This window comes from Methylobacterium sp. WL119, assembly GCF_008039875.1.
GTDB lineage: Bacteria > Pseudomonadota > Alphaproteobacteria > Rhizobiales > Beijerinckiaceae > Methylobacterium.
The window spans coordinates 1-17,864 of record NZ_VRUU01000022.1 but is presented as its reverse complement, the minus strand read 5'-3'; the positions used below and the strand labels follow the sequence as shown (position 1 = coordinate 17,864).

Below are 17,864 nucleotides of genomic sequence, written 5' to 3'. Positions count from 1 at the left end.
ATGCGCGAACGCCGTCCGCGGAGGCTTCCCCTGCGGACGGCGCGGTCGTTTACCCGATCAGTTCAGGACGACGACCTTGGTGCCGACGTTGACGCGGCTGAACAGGTCGATCGCATCCTGATTGATCATGCGGATGCAGCCCGACGAGACGCTCTTGCCGATCGAGTTCGGATCGAGGGTGCCGTGGATGCGGAACAGCGTGTCCTTGTTGCCCTGCCACAGGTACATGGCCCGGGCGCCGAGCGGGTTGCGGTTGCCGCCGGGGACGCCGACGCCGCTCGGCAGCGTGTCGACCTCGCGGGCGAGGTGCGGCGTCCGGGCGATCATCTCCTTGGGCGGGTACCAGTCGGGCCAGGCCTGCTTCAGGTTCACCGTGGCGGTGCCCGACCACGAGAAGCCCTGCTTGCCCACGCCGACGCCGTAGCGCCGCGCCCGGCCGTCGGCCTGGACGAGGGTGAGCTGGTGCGCCCGCGGGTCGACGATGATCGTGCCGGGCTCGTAGGGCCCGGTATAGGCGATCTCCTGGCGCAGGAACGCCGGGTTGGTCTTCTTCCAGTTGAACGCCGCCACCGGGAACGCATCGTCGGCGATCGCGGCATAGGCCTTGTCGTAGCTGATCGGGCCGTTGTCGATCGGCCGGTTGATCGCGGCGGCCATGGCCGGGGAGAGCTGGTTGGCGCCGGGCTTCGGCCCGACGGTGAGCGGCGCGGCGGGCGCGTCGGCCGGGCTCTCGGCCAGCGTCTCGGGCGGGCGCTCGGCGAGCTGCTGGCGCTCGGGGGCGAGGCGGCGCTCGGACGTCGCGGCGCGATCGGGAACGGCGCGGCCGAACTCGACGCGGCCGGCATAGGGCTCGTAGCGGCCGGCGCGGAGGCGGTAGAGCGCGCCGGTCTGGTCCTGGAACAGGCGGTCGTCGTCGCCGACGCCGTCGATGGCGCTCGAGGCGAGGGCGCCCCGTCCCTGGGCGTGACCGGGCGCGGTCGCGGACAGGCTCGCGAGGCTGGTCATCGCGCCGACGAGCAGAAGGCTTCGCAGGGTATTCGACATGGCGGTTCGAAACGTCCTTGATCCGAGGTCCCCGGGTCGGCGCGGGGCCGGCACGGAACCTTGAGTCACGCGGTCGTGCAGCGGCGGCCGCGATCCGGTGGTGACGATCCAAGGCTTAGCAAGTCCCGGCCCGTCGCGTCATCCTCCGCAGCGTCCCGGACGCCGTTTCATCGCGTGCCGTCGATTCCTTGCAACGGTCGGCCCCGAGCGCGCTCTCGTCTTCCCGGAATCTGCGGGGTCGCGAGATCTGCAGTGTAGAGCGGGCGCGTGGCCGGAACGCGAGGCGAGAGCTGGACGGCAGCATCCGGGCGCCCGTCGGCACCCGCCCTTTACCATGCCCGATCGTTCCCGGCAGAGCGGGGACAAGTTGCGGAGACGCGATTGATTTGTCGCCCCTCTTGGCGCCAACAGTATCGCAGATCACACCATCTTCGGACATCGACCCGTGTCATCCGCTTCGAACTTGCGCGCGCGCCTCGCGGCGTCGCTCCTGGCGCTCGCCTGCGTCGTCGCGGTCCCGGCCGTCGCCCGGGACGCCGCGAAGCGTCCGGAGCGCCCGCGCCCGGTCCAGACCGTCGAGCCGGACGCGTCCGAGCCGAAGGCCGCCTGGACGGCGGGGACCGCGCCGCCGGATTGCACGCGTGCCCGCCGCAAGTTGTGGCAGCCCGAGCAGGGCTGGATCGTGAAGACCATCACCACCTGCCATTGAGGCTGCGATCCGGCATCCGATCTCGGAGACGTGATCGGTTGATCCGCGGGCCATGCACCCGCACGGGATGCCCGTGGATTGGGTGGATTTCGGCGATCGCATCCTGCCCAGGCATCGTTGCCCTGAAACCCGGCACCGGGTGCTCGCGGGACGGCCGCATGCCGTCCCGTCGCCGGGCCCATTGCACCCCGAAGGTTCGACCCTCCGGAGCGCCGGTTCATCAGGCCGGGGGCATCCGGCGTCGCGTCCGCGTCTGGCACGGTTGCTGCTTGGGGTGGTGCGCTGCGCCATGCGCGGCACGCTGGGCAACGAAGCCTCGCAATGCGGACGGTGTGAGTCCGGTTCCTCCGGCATGAGCGGCTGCGCCCGAGCGCCCGCCCGATCAAGACGAGCACCCACGATGGCCTCCTTCAAGACCGTGATGAAGTCGGGACATCCCCCGACGCTGTTCGCCGCCTTCCTCTACTTCGACTTCTGCTTCGCGATCTGGGTCCTCAACGGCGCCATGGGGCCGTTCATCACCGAGACCTACAAGCTCTCGCCGGCCCAGACCGGGTTCATGATCTCGCTGCCGATCCTCGCCGGCGCGATCATGCGCTTCCCGCTCGGGGTGCTCGCCCAGTACATCGGCCGGAAGAACGCCGCCATCACCGAGATGAGCGTCATCATGCTGGCGATGGCCTACGGGTTCTTCTTCATCTCCAGCTACAACGACGTGCTCGCCATGGGCGTGCTGCTCGGCATCGCCGGCGCCTCGTTCGGCGTGGCCCTGTCGCTCGGCTCGGGCTGGTTCCCGCCGGAGCACAAGGGGCTCGCGATGGGCATCGCCGGCGCCGGCAATTCCGGCACCGTGCTCGCCGTGCTGTTCGCGCCGCCGCTCGCCCAGGCCTACGGCTGGCAGGCGGTCTACGGCTTTGCCGGCTGCGTCATGGCGATCCCGCTCATCGTGATGATCGTCCTCGCCAAGGAGCCCCCGGATCTCGAGCACCAGTCCTTCAAGGACCACATCTCGTGCCTGTTCACCAAGGACGGCTGGGCCTTCTCGCTGATCTACGTCATCACTTTCGGCGGCTTCATCGGCCTGTCGAACTTCCTGCCGACGTTCTTCTACGAGCAGTTCGCGGTGACCAAGGTCGAGGCCGGCCGGCTTACCATGCTCGCCGCCTTCATGGGCTCGGGCATCCGCATCCTCGGCGGCTACTTCGCCGACCGCCTCGGCGGCATCGCCGTGCTCTCGGTCGTCCTGCTCGCCTCGATCGCCTCGTTCCTGGCGCTGACCGCGACGCCGTCGCTGGCCGCGACCACGATCCTGTTCATGCTCTGCTTCGCCGCGCTCGGCGCCGGCAACGGTGCGCTGTTCCAGCTCGTGCCGCTGCGCTACCCCACCAACACCGCGGTGTCGGGCTCGATGATCGGCGAGATCGGGGCGCTCGGCGGCGCGATCCTGCCGAACGTCATGGGCTTCTCGAAGCAGTATACCGGCGCCTTCGCCACCGGCTTCGTCGTCTACGCCGTCTTCGCCGGGATCGTGCTCGGCTGCCTGTTCCTGTGGCAGCGCAAGTGGGTCGGCACCTGGGTCGGCCCGCGCGGCAAGGTGCTCGATCCGTCGGCCACCCCGGCCGCGAACGACGGCATGCGCGCCGCCACGGCCTGAACCCTCCACCATCGTCACGGATTAGCACGGGGGCTTCGGCCCCCGTTTTTCGTTTCGCCCCCAGCCGACGGCGAGAAGGGCGAGCGGGGACGGCGAGATGCGACCGTCGCGGTCTCTGCCTCAGCCCGGCGCGAGGGACGCGCAGTCCGGTGCCGTGCTCGGCCCGCCACGGGTGCGATCGACCCGCCCCCGCCTCGCTCGCGCTGCCCGAGCCATCCCGACGCCGCCGTCGGCCGACGTCGCGGTGGATTGCGCCTGCGGAAAAAACCGGGTCTTTGTCACCGACGGTTGCACTCCGGCATCGGCCGAGCGTACTGAATACGTAATGCGAAACGTCGCATCCGGTCGCGAGGCCAGGGTGCCGGCGAGGACCGCCACAAGGCGGCTGCGACAAAAATCCTGCCGGAGGATCGACGCCATGATCAAGCGCCTGAGCGCCACGAACAGCGTGCTGTTCCTGCTCTGCCTGATGTACTTCATCACCTATCTCGACCGCGTGAACATCGCCACCGCGGGCGCCGTGATCATCAAGGATCTCGGCATGTCGAACACCCAGTTCGGCCTGATCCTCTCGGCCTTCGCCTACCCCTACGCGATCTTCCAGGTGATCGGCGGCTCGGTCGGCGACAAGTTCGGCGCGCGGCGCACGCTGCTGGTCTGCGGCCTGATCTGGGCCACGGCGACGATCCTCACCGGGTTCGTCGGCGGCCTCGTCAGCCTGTTCCTCGCCCGCGTGCTGCTGGGCTTCGGCGAGGGCGCGACCTTCCCGACCGCCACCCGCGCCATGCAGAACTGGACCGCGCCCGGACGGCGCGGCTTCGCGCAGGGCATCACCCACGCCTTCGCGCGGCTCGGCAACGCGGTCGCGCCGCCGATCGTCGCCTTCCTGATCTACCATTTCGGCTGGCGCTCGAGCTTCGTCATCCTCGGCGCGATCAGCTTCGTCTGGGTCGTGGTCTGGTACCTGTACTTCCGCGACGACCCGTCCGACCACAAGTCGATCACCCGAGCCGAGCTCGACCAGCTGCCGCCCCCGCGCAAGGTCGGCGCCAAGCAGTCGGTGCCGTGGGGCGCGCTGACTAGGCGCATCCTGCCCGTCACGATCACCTATTTCTGCTACGGCTGGACCCTGTGGCTGTTCCTCGGCTGGCTGCCGAGCTTCTTTAAGCAGAGCTACGGCCTCGACCTGAAGAACTCGGCGCTGTTCGCCTCGGGCGTGTTCTTCGCCGGCGTCGTCGGCGACACGCTGGGCGGCGTGCTCTCCGACCGGATCTTCGAGAAGACCGGCAACCTCAAGCTCGCGCGCCTCTCGATCGTCGTGATCGGCTTTCTCGGCGCGGCGGCGAGCCTGACCGGCGTGTTCTTCACCCGCGACCTCACCTACGTCGCGCTGCTGCTGTCCTCGGGCTTCTTCTTCGCCGAGCTGGTGATCGGGCCGATCTGGTCGGTGCCGATGGACATCGCGCCGAAGTTCGCCGGCACTGCGAGCGGGCTGATGAACACCGGGTCGGCGGTGGCGGCGATCGTCTCGCCGATCGTGTTCGGGCTCATCGTCGACGCGACCGGCGACTGGACGCTGCCGTTCGCGGGCTCGATCGGCCTGTGCCTGCTCGGCGCGGCCGCCGCCTTCACCATGCATCCCGAGCGGCCCTTCGTGGAGCCGGCCGAGGCCGGTCTCGTCCCGCCGGGGGCGACCCTTCCGGCGCGCTGAGGGGATGCCTATGACGGAGACCCGACGCGAAGGCCCGCTCGCGGGCGTCAAGGTGGTTGAGCTCGCCCACATCATGGCGGGCCCGGTCTGCGGCCTGATGCTCGGCGACATGGGCGCCGAGGTGATCAAGGTCGAGAAGATCCCGGGCGGGGACGACACCCGCCGCTCGGTGCCGCCCGCGATCGAGGGCGAGAGCGCCGCCTACATGATGATGAACCGCGGCAAGCGCGGCCTCGCCCTCGACCTCAAGAGCGAGGCCGGCAAGGCGGTGCTGCACCGCCTGCTCGCCGATGCCGACGTGCTGATCGAGAACTACCGCGCCGGCACGATGGAGAAGCTGGGCTTGAGCTACGAGGCCCTGCGCGAACGCTACCCCGCCCTGGTCTATTGCTCGCTCTCCGGCTTCGGCCGCTCCGGCCCCTACGCCGAGCGCGCCGGGTTCGATCTCGTCGCGCAGGGGATGAGCGGGCTGATGAGCGTCACCGGCGCCGGGCCGGGCGAGCCGCCGATGAAGTGCGGGCCGCCGGTCACCGACATCACCGCCGGCATCCTCGCGGCGATGGGGGTGCTCGCCGCCTACACGCACCGGCTCAAGACCGGCCTCGGCCAGGTGGTCGACACCTCGCTGTTCGAGGCCGGCATCACCCTGACCTACTGGCAGTCGGCGATCGCCATGGCGACCGGGATCGCGCCGGGGCCGATGGGCTCGGCCCATCCGCTGAATGCCCCCTACGAGGCGTTCGAGACCGAAGACGGCTGGATCACCATCGGTGCGGCCAACCAGACCAACTGGCTGCGCCTGCTCGACGTGCTCGGCGCCGCGGAACTCGCCGCCGACCCGCGCTTCGCCCTCAACGCCGGCCGCATGGAGCATCGGATCGCCCTCGCCGAGGCGCTGGCGCCGTTCTTCCGCAGCGCCACCTCCGAGGCGTGGCTCGCGCGCCTGGAGGCGGGCGGCGTGCCGGCCGGGCCGGTGCTCGACGTCAACCAGATGCACCGCGACCCGCACACGCTGGCCCGCGAGATGGTGGTCCCGGTCGATCATCCCCGCGCCGGGACGATGACGACGCTCGGGCTGCCGGTGAAGTTCTCGGCGACGCCGGGTAAGGTCCACGGCCCGGCACCGCTCTTCGGCGAGCACTCGCGCGCGATCCTGCGCGGGGCCGGCTACGACGCGGCGGCGATCGACGGCTTGATCGCGGCGGGCGTCGTGGGTGAGACAACGGCGTGACGATTGGAGAGGACTTCCACCATGAGCGACGCCGCCCCGACCGATGAGCTGCTGGCCTCCCAGGACAGCGCGATCGCCCGCATCGTCCTCAACCGGCCCCACGCCCGCAACGCGCTGACCTTCGCGATGTACGAGGGCCTGGTCACGCAGTGCCTGCGGATACAGGAGGACGCCTCGGTCAAGGCGCTGGTGATCACCGGTGCCGGCGAGAAGGCGTTCGCCGCCGGCACCGACATCGCCCAGTTCCGCAGCTTCGAGACCGCCGAGGACGCGCTCGGCTACGAGCGCTTCATGGACCGGGTGCTCGGCACGCTGGAGCGGATGCGGGTGCCGACCATCGCGGCGATCGCGGGCGCCTGCACCGGCGGCGGGGCGGCGATCGCCGCCGCCTGCGACCTGCGCATCGCCACGCGCGACGCCCGCTTCGGCTTCCCGATCGCCCGCACGCTCGGCAACTGCCTGTCGCAGGGCAACCTCAAGCGCCTGTCGGACCTGATCGGCCCGGCGCGGGTCAAGGACATCATCTTCACCGCCCGCCTCGTCGGCGCCGAGGAGGCGCTCGCCATCGGCCTCGTCGGCGAGGTGGTGGCCGATGCCGCCGCCCTGGCCGCGCGCGCGACGGAGCTGGCGACGCTCCTGACCGGCCACGCCCCGCTGACGATGCAGGCCACCAAGGAAGGCCTGCGGCGGCTCGCCGAGGAGGCCGCCGCCCCCGAGGGCGAGCCGCAGCCCGGCGACGACCTGATCCTCAGCTGCTACATGAGCCGCGACTTTCGCGAGGGCATGGAGGCGTTCCTCGCCAAGCGCACGCCGGACTGGCAGGGGCGCTGATCCGCTTTCCCGCACGGGCGATCGAACCTCGCTCGATCCGCATTGGGTCGCCCGTTCGCCACGCATCCCCTCGCTCCGCCTGCGGGGAGAGGGCCGCAACGACCTCGTCGTCGGCGCGGCGAGGCGGCAGCCGAAGGTGAGGGGGCTTCGACGAAGGAGCTTCGTTCGTCCCCACCCCCTCACCCTCGCTACGGCTTCGCCTCCGCTTCCCGCAGGCACGACGAGGTGCCTTCGGGCCTCTCCCCGCGTGCGGGGAGAGGGGAGAAGGGCCGCGCTACCGCGTCGACGGCAGCAGCAGGTCCGGCAGCCACAGGGCGATGCCCGGCACGAGGCACAGGATCAGGATCGCGACCGCCATCAGCACCACGAAGGGGAGCGTGCCCCAGATGATGTCCGAGAGCGGGATGTCGGGGGCGATGTTCTTGATGACGAAGATGTTGAGCCCCACCGGCGGGTGGATCAGGCCCATCTCCATGGTGATCGTCATCACCACGCCGAACCAGACGAGGTCGAAGCCCGCGGCCTTCAGCGGCGGCAGGATGATCGGCGCCGTCATCAGGATGATCGAGACTGGCGGCAGGAAGAAGCCGAGCCCGATCACCAGCCCGAGGATCGTGACCAGCAGCACCCAGGGCGAGAGCTGCATCGCCACGATCGCGGCGGCGGCCGACTGCGAGATGTGCAGGTAGCTCATCACGTAGGCGTAGAGCAGCGACATGCCGATGATCAGCATCAGCATGGTCGATTCGCGCAGGGTCGCGGTGAGGATCGGGCTGACGTCCCGCGGGCGCCAGACGCCGTAGATCGCCGCGATCAGGCCGAGCGCCAGGAGGCCGCCGAGGCCCGCGGTCTCGGAGGGCGTCGCGTAGCCGCCGTAGAGCGCGACCATCACGCCGGTGAGCAGCACGACGAAGGGCAGCACCCGCGGCAGCGTCTCGAACCGCTGGCGCATGCTGTAGGTGTCCTCGGCGAGGATCGGCGACTGGACGCCGCCCCGCTCGTAGGCGGCCTTCGCGGTGGCGTACTCGGCGCGGAAGCGGAACATCGCCCACGCCGCGAACAGCCCGACCAGCAGCAGCCCCGGCCCGATGCCGGCCAGGAACAGGCGCCCGAGCGACTGCTCGGCGGCCACCGCGTAGAGGATCATGGTGATCGACGGCGGCAGCAGGATGCCGAGCGTGCCGCCGGCCGCGATGATGCCGGCGGCGAAGCCCGGCGAGTAGCCGCGCTTGCGCATCTCGGGGATGCCGGCCGAGCCGATCGCCGAGCAGGTCGCGGGCGAGGACCCCGCCATGGCGGCGAACAGCGCGCAGGCGAAGACGTTGGCGATGCCGAGCCCCCCGGGGATGCGGTGCATCCAGGCATGCATCGCCGAGTACAGGTCCTGCCCCGCCTTCGAGCGCCCGATCGCGGCGCCCTTCAGGATGAAGAGCGGGATCGAGAGCAGGGTGATCGAGGCCATCTCCTCGTAGACGTTCTGCGCCACGGTATCGAGCGAGGCCGACGGCATGAAGAAGAACATGAACGCCAGCGCGACGAAGCCGAGCGCGAAGGCGATGGGGATGCCGGCCAGCATCGCCGAGAGGGTGGCTCCGGCATAGAGGAAGCCGATCGCGGCGGTGCTCATCGGGTGATCCTCGCGGTGTCGACGGTGTCGCCCATCGGGTCGGTGCCGCGCGGCGTCGCGTCGGGCCGCTCGTGCATGTCCTTGTTCAGGTCGGCGCCGACGCCGATCTTCGGCGCGACCCAGCCGGCGGAGTTCGGGCCGTAGGTCAGGGCCTGGACGATCTGCACGGCGAACTGGATGCCGAGCAGGCTCATGCCGACGGCCATCAGCGCGTAGGGGATGGCGAGCGGCGGGCCCCAGCTCGATTGCGAGACCTGGCCGTCGACCCAGGCCTCGTGGAACAGCGTCCAGCTCTTCCAGGCGAAGAACACCACGAAGACGAAGCTGATCACGTCAGCCATGAGCAGGCGGGCGCGGTTGACCTTGGGCGACAGGAACCCGGTCAGCGCCTCGATCGCCACGTGGCCGCGCTTGGCCTGGACCGCGGCGGCCGAGAAGAAGGTCGCGCCGACGATCAGGAACACGGCCATCTCGTCCTGCCAGTCGGTCGGCTCGTGCAGGACGTAGCGGATCACCACGCTGTAGCTCAGCACGAGGCAGGCGCCGACGAGCGCCAGCCCGCCGAGCACCATGATCACCCCGTTCAGGCGCTTCATCGCGCGATCCATGACGCCGAGCGCGCCGGGGATCCGGGGCTCGGCGACCGCCTTCGTCTCGGAGGCGGCCGAGGCCGCGTCGAAGGCGTGGCTCATCGTGTGTGCTCCCGATGCCGACGCCTCGGGAGCGTTCCGCGGCACCGGCCGCGGCGCGCATTCGCGCTTGCCGGCCGTTGGCCGGATGGCCAGGACTGCGCTTGCATCGCGCTCATGCGACCTGCTCCGCGAGCTTCAGGAGCTCGGCGCACTGCGCGTTCTTGGAGGCGTAGTCCTTCCACGCCGTGTCGCGGGCGATGTCGCGCCACTGCCCCATGGTCTTCTCGTCGAGGTTCTGCACCTTGGCGCCGGCCTTCGCGAAGACCTGCTCGACATGGGTGTCGTCGGCCTTGGCGCCGTCCTGGCCGAAGGATTCGAGCTCGGCGCCGACGGTCATGATCAGGTCCTGCTGGTCCTTCGGCAGGCCGCTGAAGATCGACTTCGACATCATGATCGGCTCGAGCATGAACCAGTACGAGCGCTCGCGGCCGGAGGTGAGCGCCTTCGACAGCTCCTCGAGGCGGAACGAGATCAGGCTGGTGGAGGAGGTGATGACCGCGTCGCACGCGCCGGTCTGCATCGCGGCGTAGGATTCGCTCGACGGGATCGAGAGGGTGGCCGCCCCCGCCTGCTTCATCATCAGGTCCATCTCGCGCGAGCCGCCGCGGACCTTGAGGCCCTTGGCGTCGGCCGGCGCGTAGAGCGGGCGCTCGCGGCTGGCGACGCCGCCCGCCTGCCAGACCCAGGAGACGAGGATGATGCCCTTGGCGTCGAGGATCTCGGTGAGCTTGCGGCCGACCGGCGCCGCCTTCCAGGCGACGCCCTGCGCGTAGGAGGTCACCAGCCCCGGCATCAGACCGATGTTCAGCTCGGGGATCTCGCCGCCGGCGTAGGGCGACGGGTAGAGCGACATGTCGAGCGCGCCTTTGCGCATCGCGCCGAACTGGGCGTTGGTCTTCATCAGCGACGAGCCGGGATAGACCTGCACCTCCAGCGCGCCCTTTGAGCGCTCGCCGACGGCCTTCGCGAGCTTCCGGCACATGCGGTCGCGGAAGTCGCCTTCGTCAATGGTGCCGCCCGGGAACTGATGCGAGAGCTTCAGCACGGTCGCGGCCTGGGCCGCGCCGAGGCCGAAGCGCAGCAGGGCCGGCGCGGCGAGGCCGCCGGCGAGGAGGGCGCGTCGGGTCGGCATCATGATGTTTCTCCCGCGTCGCACAATCGCGACTGTATTGTTTTGCGCCGCACAATATACGGGATGCAACGCTTGGTATACATTGAAGGGGCTCTTGTATATTTTGTCAACGCCCCTGCATAATGAGCGGAGAGAAAACGTTGCGCCCGGGAGGGGTTCGGCGATGAGCCAGGCACAGCGCCTGCGGCAGACCATCGAGGACGAGATCGTGGCCGGCCGCTTGGCCGTCGGCGCGCGCCTCGACGAGGTGGTTCTCGCCGAGCGGTTCGGGGTGTCCCGGACGCCGATCCGCGAGGCGCTGCTGCAACTGGCGGTCACCGGGCTCGTCGAGACCAAGCCGCGCAAGGGCACCATCGTCAGCGCGCCGGAGCCGCAGCTCCTGCTGGCGATGTTCGAGACCATGGCCGAGCTGGAGGCGGCCTGCGGCCGCTTCGCGGCCCGGCGCCTGACGCCGGACCACGAGGCTGCGCTGCAGGCGGCGCTCGCGGCCTGCGAGACCGCCGCCGCGGCCGGCGACACCGAAGGCTACTACGCGGAGAACCACGTCTTCCACGCGGTGGTCTACGGCGCCTGCGGCAACGCCTTCCTCGCCGAGCAGGCGCGCCTGCTTAGCCGGCGGCTCGCGCCCTATCGCCGCCTGCAGCTTCGGACGCGGCATCGGCTCGGTCAGTCGCTGGCGGAGCATGACAGCATCGTCGCGGCGATCGTCGGCGGCGACGACGCGGCGGCCGCCGAACGGCTGCGGACGCACGTGGTGGTGCAGGGCGACCGCTTCTCAGACTTGGTCGCCGGCCTGCGCTCCCTCGGCAACGCCGCCTGAGCCACCGACCGGACGGAACCATTTGGCTCGGGCGGGCAGCGGGAATTGCATTTACCGCGATTGCGATCGGAGCGGGCGTCTACGCAGAACAACTCAACCACAGATTGTTTTTGATGGTACGATCCTTCGTCCTGGGGCGTGCGGGTCGGAGTCGTCGATGCTCAAGCACTTGGTGAAGACCGCGGGCCGGAAGGCGGGTCTCGACATCTTCCGGGCGAGCACCGATCCGTTCCGGTGGAGCCACACCGTCCACGATTACTATCCGGTCGCCCCGCAGGCACGCTGGCAGCCGCAGACCCTTCCGCACAGCCGCCTGCGAACGGTGCTCGACCAGGGCCGCCCGGATTACGAGCGCTTCGTGTCGGCGCTGGAGGACCACGCGGCGCTGATCCAAGGGGTCGCCCACGCGCCCGACATCGCCAACCCGACCGCGCCGTGCTGGAACAACACCTGGTTCACGGCGCTCGATGCGGCGGCCCTCGTCACCTTCCTCGCCTGGAAACGGCCGGCGCGCTACGTCGAGATCGGTTCGGGCACCTCAACCTGCTTCGCCCGCTACGCCGTCGAGGCCCTGTCGCTGCCGACGCGGATGACCTCGATCGATCCCAACCCGCGCCGGCACATCGACCAGATCTGCGACCGGGTGATCCGCCAGCCGCTCGAGGTCTGCGACCTCGCGGTCTTCGACGCGCTGCAGGCCGGCGACGTGCTGTTCTTCGACGGGTCGCACCGGGCCTTCGCCAACTCCGACGTGGTGGTGTTCTTCTTCGAGATCCTGCCGCGGCTGGTCCCGGGCGTGATCGTGCACATCCACGACATCTTCATCCCCGACGACTACCCGACCGCCTGGAACTACCGGCTCTACAACGAGCAATATCTGCTCGCCGCGATGCTGATGTGCGGACGGCCGCCGTTCAAGGTCACGGCGCCGATCACCTATCTCTGCCAGGATGCCGGCTTCGGCGAGCGGGTGAAACGGGTGTTCGCGGCGCGCGCCGGCGGCCCGGACATCCCGTTCCACTACCCGAACGACACCGGCCTGCCGGGCGCCTCGTTCTGGTTCGAGATGACGGACGCCGACTAAAGCCTCAGTCGGCGGCGTCCGCCGGCAGGTCGGCGGAGGCCTCGCCGAAATTGGCGGCGATCACCGGCTTCTTGCCGCGGATGTGCTCGCGCATCAGCTGGGAGAGCGCGGTGCCGTCGCGGGCCCGCAGAAGCTGCACCATGCGGTCGTGCTCCTCGATCGCCCGGGTCCACTGCTCGGGCGTCTGGTGCGCGGAGTAGCGCGAGCGCTGGATGCGGCCCGACAGGCTGCGATAGATCCCCGCCAGCGTCGCGTTGCGGCTCGCGGCCATGATCGCCTCGTGGATCTGGCGGTTGAGGCGGAAGTAGCCGGCCTCGTCGGAGGCCTTCCACATCCCGACCATCGCGTCGTGATCCGCCTGGATCGCGGCGATCTCGTCCTCGGTGACGGTGCGGCAGGCGAGGTCGGCGGCCGTCGCCTCGAGGCCGGCGATGACCTCCATCATCTCCTCGATCTCCACCTGGGAGATGCTGGCGACCCGCGCCCCGCGATTGGGCAGCAGCTCGAGGTGGCCTTCGGTGGCCAGGATCTTGATCGCCTCGCGAAGCGGCGTGCGCGAGATGCCGAAGCGTTCGGTGAGCTCGCCCTCGTTGACGCGCGCCTTGGGCTCCATCTCCCCGGATTGAATCAGCGCCCGGATCCGGTCCGCCACCTCGTCGTGAAGATAACGTCGATTGATGCCGAGGCCGGGATCGATCTTGTTCATGCGTTCGATGCAATCGCGGGCGAGCAGGAGGCGCCCCTGTTTAGGCGCCTCCGAAATCAGTGTCGAGGCATCAGGGCTCGGTCCAGGATCCTGATCACATGTTCTGCCTCCAACCCGAGCCCGTCGTGGATCTGGTGGCGGCAGCTGGTGCCGTCCGCGACCACGAGATCGCCGGGGCCGGCCTTGCGCAAGGCCGGAAACAGCGACAGCTCGGCCATCGCCAGCGAGGTGTCGACGGTCTCGGCGCCGTAGCCGAAGGCGCCGGCCATGCCGCAGCAGCTCGATTCGATCGGGCGCACGTCGAGCCCGGGCACGCTGCGCAGCACGCTCTCGACCGCGCCCATCGCGCCGAAGGACTTCTGGTGGCAATGGCCGTGCAGATGCGCGACGCGGCCGCCCTGGTCGGCGAAGTCCGGCGCGATCAGGCCGGCCTTGAGGTCGGCGGCGAGCAGCTCCTCGATCAGCAGGCTCTGCTTGGCCAGCAGGTTCGCGTCCGGCCCGGGCAGCAGGGCGACGAACTCGTCGCGGAAGGTGAGCAGGCAGGACGGTTCGAGGCCGACGACGCGGGCGCCGGCCCTGACGAAGGGCAGGAGCGCGTCCAGCGTCCGTCGCGCCTCGGCCCGCGCCCGGTCGGTCTGGCCCGAGGCGAGCCACGTCCGCCCGCAGCAGAGCGGGCGTTTGCCCTTGGCGGGAAAGACGCGGTGCAGCCGATAGCCGGCGGCGACGAGCACCCGCTCGGCCGCCTCCAGGTTCTCGCGCTCGAAGGCGCGGTTGAAGGTGTCGCCGAACAGGATCACGTCGCGGTGCTCGCCCACCACGTCCTGCGGATGGGCCGGCTCGCCGGTCTCCTTCCAGGGCCTGCGCCAGCGCGGCAGCGAGCGCCGGGCGGAGAGGCCGGCGACCTGCTCGGAGATCCGCGCCAGCGCCGGCACCCGGTCGCGCAGGTTGAGCAGCGGCGCGAGCCGGGCGGCGATGCCGGCGTAGTGCGGCATCGCGCCGATCAGCCGGTCCTTCAGCGGCAGGCCGTGGCGGGCGTGGTAGTGGTGCAGGAACTCGACCTTCATCCGCGCCATGTCGACGCCGGTCGGACATTCGCGGCGGCAGGCCTTGCACGAGACGCAGAGGTCCATCGTGCGCTTCATCTCGGGCGACGTGAACGCGTCCTTGCCGAGCTGGCCCGAGATCGCCAGCCGCAGGGAGTTCGCCCGTCCGCGGGTCAGGTGCTGCTCCTCGCGCGTGACGCGGTAGGACGGGCACATCGCCCCGCCGGCGAGCTTCCGGCAGGTGCCGTTGTTGTTGCACATCTCGACGGCGCCGCCGAAGCCGCCGGCCTCGGGCCAGTCGAGCGCCGTCGCCTGCGGCTCGCTCACCCGGTAGTCCGGCGCGAACCGCATCAGCGTGCGGTCGTCCATCCTGAGCGGGCGCACGATCTTGCCCGGGTTCAGGCGGTTCTCCGGGTCGAACGCGTCCTTGACCGCATCGAAGGCGCGGGCGAGGCGCGGCCCGAACAGGGGCGCGATGTATTCCGAGCGCGAGATGCCGTCGCCGTGCTCGCCGGAATACGAGCCCTTGTAGCGGCGCACCAGCTCGGAGGTCTCCTCCGCGATGGCGCGCATCTTGGCGACGTCGCCGCCCAGCTTCATGTCGAGGATCGGGCGGACGTGCAGGCAGCCGACCGAGGCGTGGGCGTACCAGGTGCCCCGCGTGCCGTGCTTGGTGAACACGTCGGTGACGGCGTCGGTGTAGTCGGCGAGGTGCTCGAGCGGCACCGCGCAATCCTCGATGAACGAGACCGGCTTCGCGTCGCCCTTCATCGACATCATGATGTTGAGGCAGGCCTCGCGCACCTCCCATACGGACTTCTGGCGCGACGGCTCGTGGATCTCGACCACCGCGTCGGGGAAGCCGTGGTCGGCCATGCAGGCGTCGAGGCGCTTCAGGTCGCGCTTCAGCCCAGCGAGATTCTCGCCGGCGAACTCCGCGAGCAGAAGGCAGTTCGGCGTGCCGCGGGTGATGTCGGCGAGCGTCGCGCGAAACAGCGGGATGTCGGCGCCGAGCACCAGCACGTTGTTGTCGACGAGCTCCACCGCCACGGGGTCGAGGTCGACGATGTGCCGCGTGGTCTCCATCGCGGCGCGGAACGACGGGAAGTGGCACACCCCCATCACCCGGTGCGCCGGCAGCCGCGAGAGCTTCAGCGTCACCGAGGTGGTCGCCGCCAGGGTGCCCTCGGAGCCGACCAGCAGGTGGGCGAGGTTCGGCCGCGCCTCGATCAGCGCATCGAGGTTGTAGCCGCCGACCCGGCGCTGGACCTTCGGGTATTTGTCTCGAATTTCCTGGCGCTCCGATTCGGCAAGCGCGATCATCTTGCGCGCGAGGTCTTCCGCGCGGGCCGAGCCGGTGACGCCGTCGGACGCGTTGCCGGTCAGCCCGAAGCCGAAGGCCTCCGCATCGTGGAACAGCGCCTCCATGGCGAGCACGTTGTCGCTCATCTTGCCGAAGCGCAGCGAGCGGGCGCCGCAGGAATTGTTGCCGGCCATGCCGCCGATGGTGCAGCGGGTCGCCGTCGAGGGCTCGACCGGGAAGAACCAGCCGTCGGCCTTCACGCGGGTGTTCAGGCGCTCCAGCACCATCCCCGGCTCGACGGTGACGGTGCCGGCCTCGGCGTCGTAGTCGCGGATGCCGTTGAAGTGACGGGAACAGTCGACGACCAGCCCGGAGCCGATCGGCTGCCCGTTCTGCGAGGTGCCGCCGCCGCGCATGATCACGGGCACCCCGTGCTCGGCGGCGATCGTCAGGGTCGCGGCGATGTCGGCCGCGCTCCGCGGCAGCACCACGCCGGCCGGCATGATCTGGTAGATCGAGGCATCCGTCGCGTAGCGTCCGCGTGTGAAGGCGTCGAACCGGGCCTCGCCCTGCAACGCCTCGGCGAGACGCCGCGCCAGACCCGCTCCGTTCCGCCCCGCGACGCGTGCGCCCTGTCGTGCACCCTGGGGCGCCGTTCCAACCGCCACCTGCTCGGCCCTCCGTGCGACCGAACGCGGCCGCCTCTCCTAAATGTATTCAAAATTCATTTTTAGGGAAAGATGGCGCGCATCGCCTTCGCGATCCTGCGCGGCCATGGCACTATGGCGCCGCAACCCCGCCCAGAGGCAAGCCTTCCCGTGACGATCGATCTCTACAGCGACACCCAGACGCGGCCGACGCCGGGCATGCGGGAGGCGATGGCGCGCGCGGTGGTGGGCGACGAGCAGTCGGATTCCGACCCGACGACGCGCGAGCTCTGCGACCGGGTCGCGGCGCTGCTCGGCCAGGAGGACGGCGTGTTCATGCCCTCCGGCACGATGTGCAACCTGGTCTCGATCCTGGTGCAGACCCGGGCCGGCGACGAGATCGTGGTCGACGACCAGTCGCACATCTACAACACGGAAGCCGCCGGCTCGGCCGCGATCGGCGGCGTCTCGGTGAGGGCGCTCCCGACGTCGGCGGGCGTCTACACGCCCGAGGCGTTCCGGGCAGCGATCCGTCCGCCGGCGCGCACCGCGCCGCGCAGCGCCCTCGTCTCCATCGAGCAGACCACCAGCTTCTCCGGAGGCTCGGTCTGGGACCTGGCCGACATGCGGGCGATCCGCGACATCGCCCGCGCGCACGGCCTCAAGGCGCACATCGACGGCGCCCGTCTCCTCAATGCGGTAGCCGCCACCGGCATCCCGGCGAAGGACTACGCCGAGGGGTTCGACAGCGTCTGGCTCGACCTCAGCAAGGGTCTCGGCTGCCCGGTCGGCGCGGTGCTGTGCGGCTCCCGCGACTTCGTCGTCGAGGCGTGGCGCTGGAAGTACCGCCTCGGCGGCGCCATGCGCCAATCCGGCGTGATCGCGGCCGCCGGCCTCTACGCGCTCGACCACCACGTCGATCAGCTGAAGACCGACAACGCGCATATCCGGCTGATCCACGCGGCGATCGCCGACGTGCCCGGCCTGCATTTCGACCCGACGGCCGGGCAATCGAACATCCTGTGCTTCGGCGTCGCCGGCCTCGGCGTCACCGCCTCGGACTTCGCCGAGGCCTGCCTCGCGCACGACGTCCGCATCCGCGCCATCGGCAGCCAGATCCGGGTCACGACCCATCTCGACGTCGACCGCGCCGGCGCCGAGCGGGCCGCCGAGGTGATCCGTGCGACGGCGTTTTCGTTCGCCGGGCGCCGGGGGGGCGTTCGTTGATGGTCGAACCCTGACGGGTGATACCCACATCGAGGGTTCGCATTCGATCCCTTGCAAACATCAGAAAGGTCGCTTGCGACTGTCGACGAGGCAAAGGCCTACGGTCGGGTTGGATAGATCTCCGCCGGCCTGTGTTCTATTGTGTAAGGACGACCTTGCCGTTGACGGGCCCGACACCCTTGGGCACCGGCACGCTCGTCGCGTCGTAGTTGGCGTTCAGATACAGTGTTGGACCGTCGTAAAGGTCGAGGAGCTGCACGACGATGACCGTGTAGGCCGACTGATCGCTCACGGCCGCGCTGCCGTCGATGATGAGCCGACCGGCTGGCAGGTAGATCGTGCCCAGCATCGTGCGGGCATTGTTGCTGATGATACGGTACTCGCGCAGCGGCTTCGAGGGGGG

Annotated in this window: 14 protein-coding genes and 2 pseudogenes; 8 read left to right on the top strand and 8 right to left on the bottom strand. The window is 69.9% G+C overall.

The window, feature by feature from the left end; all coding sequences use genetic code 11:
* Window positions 1-57 precede the first annotated feature (57 nt).
* Window positions 58-1,044: a L,D-transpeptidase gene (locus tag FV227_RS10940; RefSeq protein ID WP_147858917.1), complete on the bottom strand. Its 987-nt coding sequence runs from the start codon at window positions 1,042-1,044 to the stop codon at window positions 58-60.
* 445 nt (window positions 1,045-1,489) lie between these two features.
* On the opposite strand from FV227_RS10940, the gene FV227_RS10935 reads away from it, so the two are divergent.
* The 5 genes from FV227_RS10935 to FV227_RS10915 all read left to right on the top strand — a co-directional run bounded on the left by FV227_RS10935 (window position 1,490) and on the right by FV227_RS10915 (window position 7,180).
* Window positions 1,490-1,753, top strand: coding sequence for a hypothetical protein (locus tag FV227_RS10935; RefSeq protein WP_147728408.1), 264 nt, complete (start codon window positions 1,490-1,492; stop codon window positions 1,751-1,753).
* Between the two features lie 400 nt (window positions 1,754-2,153).
* On the top strand, window positions 2,154-3,407 hold the full coding sequence (locus tag FV227_RS10930) for an MFS transporter (RefSeq protein ID WP_147728409.1): 1,254 nt from the start codon (window positions 2,154-2,156) through the stop codon (window positions 3,405-3,407).
* A 418-nt stretch (window positions 3,408-3,825) separates the two neighbouring features.
* The gene (locus FV227_RS10925; protein ID WP_147728410.1) at window positions 3,826-5,118 is read left to right on the top strand and encodes an MFS transporter; all 1,293 of its coding nucleotides are present in this window, start codon (window positions 3,826-3,828) and stop codon (window positions 5,116-5,118) included.
* A 10-nt stretch (window positions 5,119-5,128) separates the two neighbouring features.
* Window positions 5,129-6,349, top strand: coding sequence for a CoA transferase (locus FV227_RS10920; RefSeq protein WP_147858916.1), 1,221 nt, complete (start codon window positions 5,129-5,131; stop codon window positions 6,347-6,349).
* 21 nt (window positions 6,350-6,370) lie between these two features.
* On the top strand, window positions 6,371-7,180 hold the full coding sequence (locus FV227_RS10915; RefSeq protein WP_147858915.1) for an enoyl-CoA hydratase/isomerase family protein: 810 nt from the start codon (window positions 6,371-6,373) through the stop codon (window positions 7,178-7,180).
* Window positions 7,181-7,241: 61 nt separating this feature from the next.
* Here the strand turns inward: FV227_RS10915 and FV227_RS29790 are convergent.
* The 4 genes and pseudogenes from FV227_RS29790 to dctP all read right to left on the bottom strand — a co-directional run.
* Window positions 7,242-7,447, bottom strand: a pseudogene (locus FV227_RS29790) (hypothetical protein); the annotation flags it as partial.
* 7 nt (window positions 7,448-7,454) lie between these two features.
* Window positions 7,455-8,807, bottom strand: coding sequence for a TRAP transporter large permease (locus FV227_RS10905; RefSeq protein WP_147726679.1), 1,353 nt, complete (start codon window positions 8,805-8,807; stop codon window positions 7,455-7,457).
* Window positions 8,804-9,499, bottom strand: coding sequence for a TRAP transporter small permease (locus FV227_RS10900; protein WP_147726681.1), 696 nt, complete (start codon window positions 9,497-9,499; stop codon window positions 8,804-8,806). The genes FV227_RS10905 and FV227_RS10900 overlap by 4 nt, the downstream gene beginning before the upstream one ends.
* A 112-nt stretch (window positions 9,500-9,611) precedes the next feature.
* Window positions 9,612-10,634 (bottom strand): TRAP transporter substrate-binding protein DctP, encoded by a 1,023-nt coding sequence (dctP, locus tag FV227_RS10895; RefSeq protein ID WP_147726682.1) that lies wholly within the window; start codon window positions 10,632-10,634, stop codon window positions 9,612-9,614.
* A 160-nt stretch (window positions 10,635-10,794) separates the two neighbouring features.
* On the opposite strand from dctP, the gene FV227_RS10890 reads away from it, so the two are divergent.
* Window positions 10,795-11,451: a GntR family transcriptional regulator gene (locus tag FV227_RS10890; protein WP_147726685.1), complete on the top strand. Its 657-nt coding sequence runs from the start codon at window positions 10,795-10,797 to the stop codon at window positions 11,449-11,451.
* A gap of 157 nt (window positions 11,452-11,608) precedes the next feature.
* On the top strand, window positions 11,609-12,535 hold the full coding sequence (locus tag FV227_RS10885) for a class I SAM-dependent methyltransferase (RefSeq protein ID WP_147726687.1): 927 nt from the start codon (window positions 11,609-11,611) through the stop codon (window positions 12,533-12,535).
* Window positions 12,536-12,539: 4 nt separating this feature from the next.
* Here FV227_RS10885 and FV227_RS10880 read toward each other — a convergent pair whose 3' ends face one another.
* Window positions 12,540-13,241 (bottom strand): GntR family transcriptional regulator, encoded by a 702-nt coding sequence (locus FV227_RS10880; protein WP_147726689.1) that lies wholly within the window; start codon window positions 13,239-13,241, stop codon window positions 12,540-12,542.
* A gap of 56 nt (window positions 13,242-13,297) precedes the next feature.
* Window positions 13,298-16,255: an FAD-binding and (Fe-S)-binding domain-containing protein gene (locus FV227_RS10875; protein ID WP_147858914.1), complete on the bottom strand. Its 2,958-nt coding sequence runs from the start codon at window positions 16,253-16,255 to the stop codon at window positions 13,298-13,300.
* 114 nt (window positions 16,256-16,369) lie between these two features.
* Between FV227_RS10875 and FV227_RS10870 the strand changes: the two genes are divergently transcribed.
* Complete coding sequence (locus FV227_RS10870) at window positions 16,370-17,461, top strand: threonine aldolase family protein (protein ID WP_147858926.1); 1,092 nt, start codon at window positions 16,370-16,372, stop codon at window positions 17,459-17,461.
* Window positions 17,462-17,597: 136 nt separating this feature from the next.
* On the opposite strand, the pseudogene FV227_RS10865 reads toward FV227_RS10870, so the two are convergent.
* Window positions 17,598-17,864, bottom strand: a pseudogene (locus tag FV227_RS10865) (hypothetical protein); the annotation flags it as partial.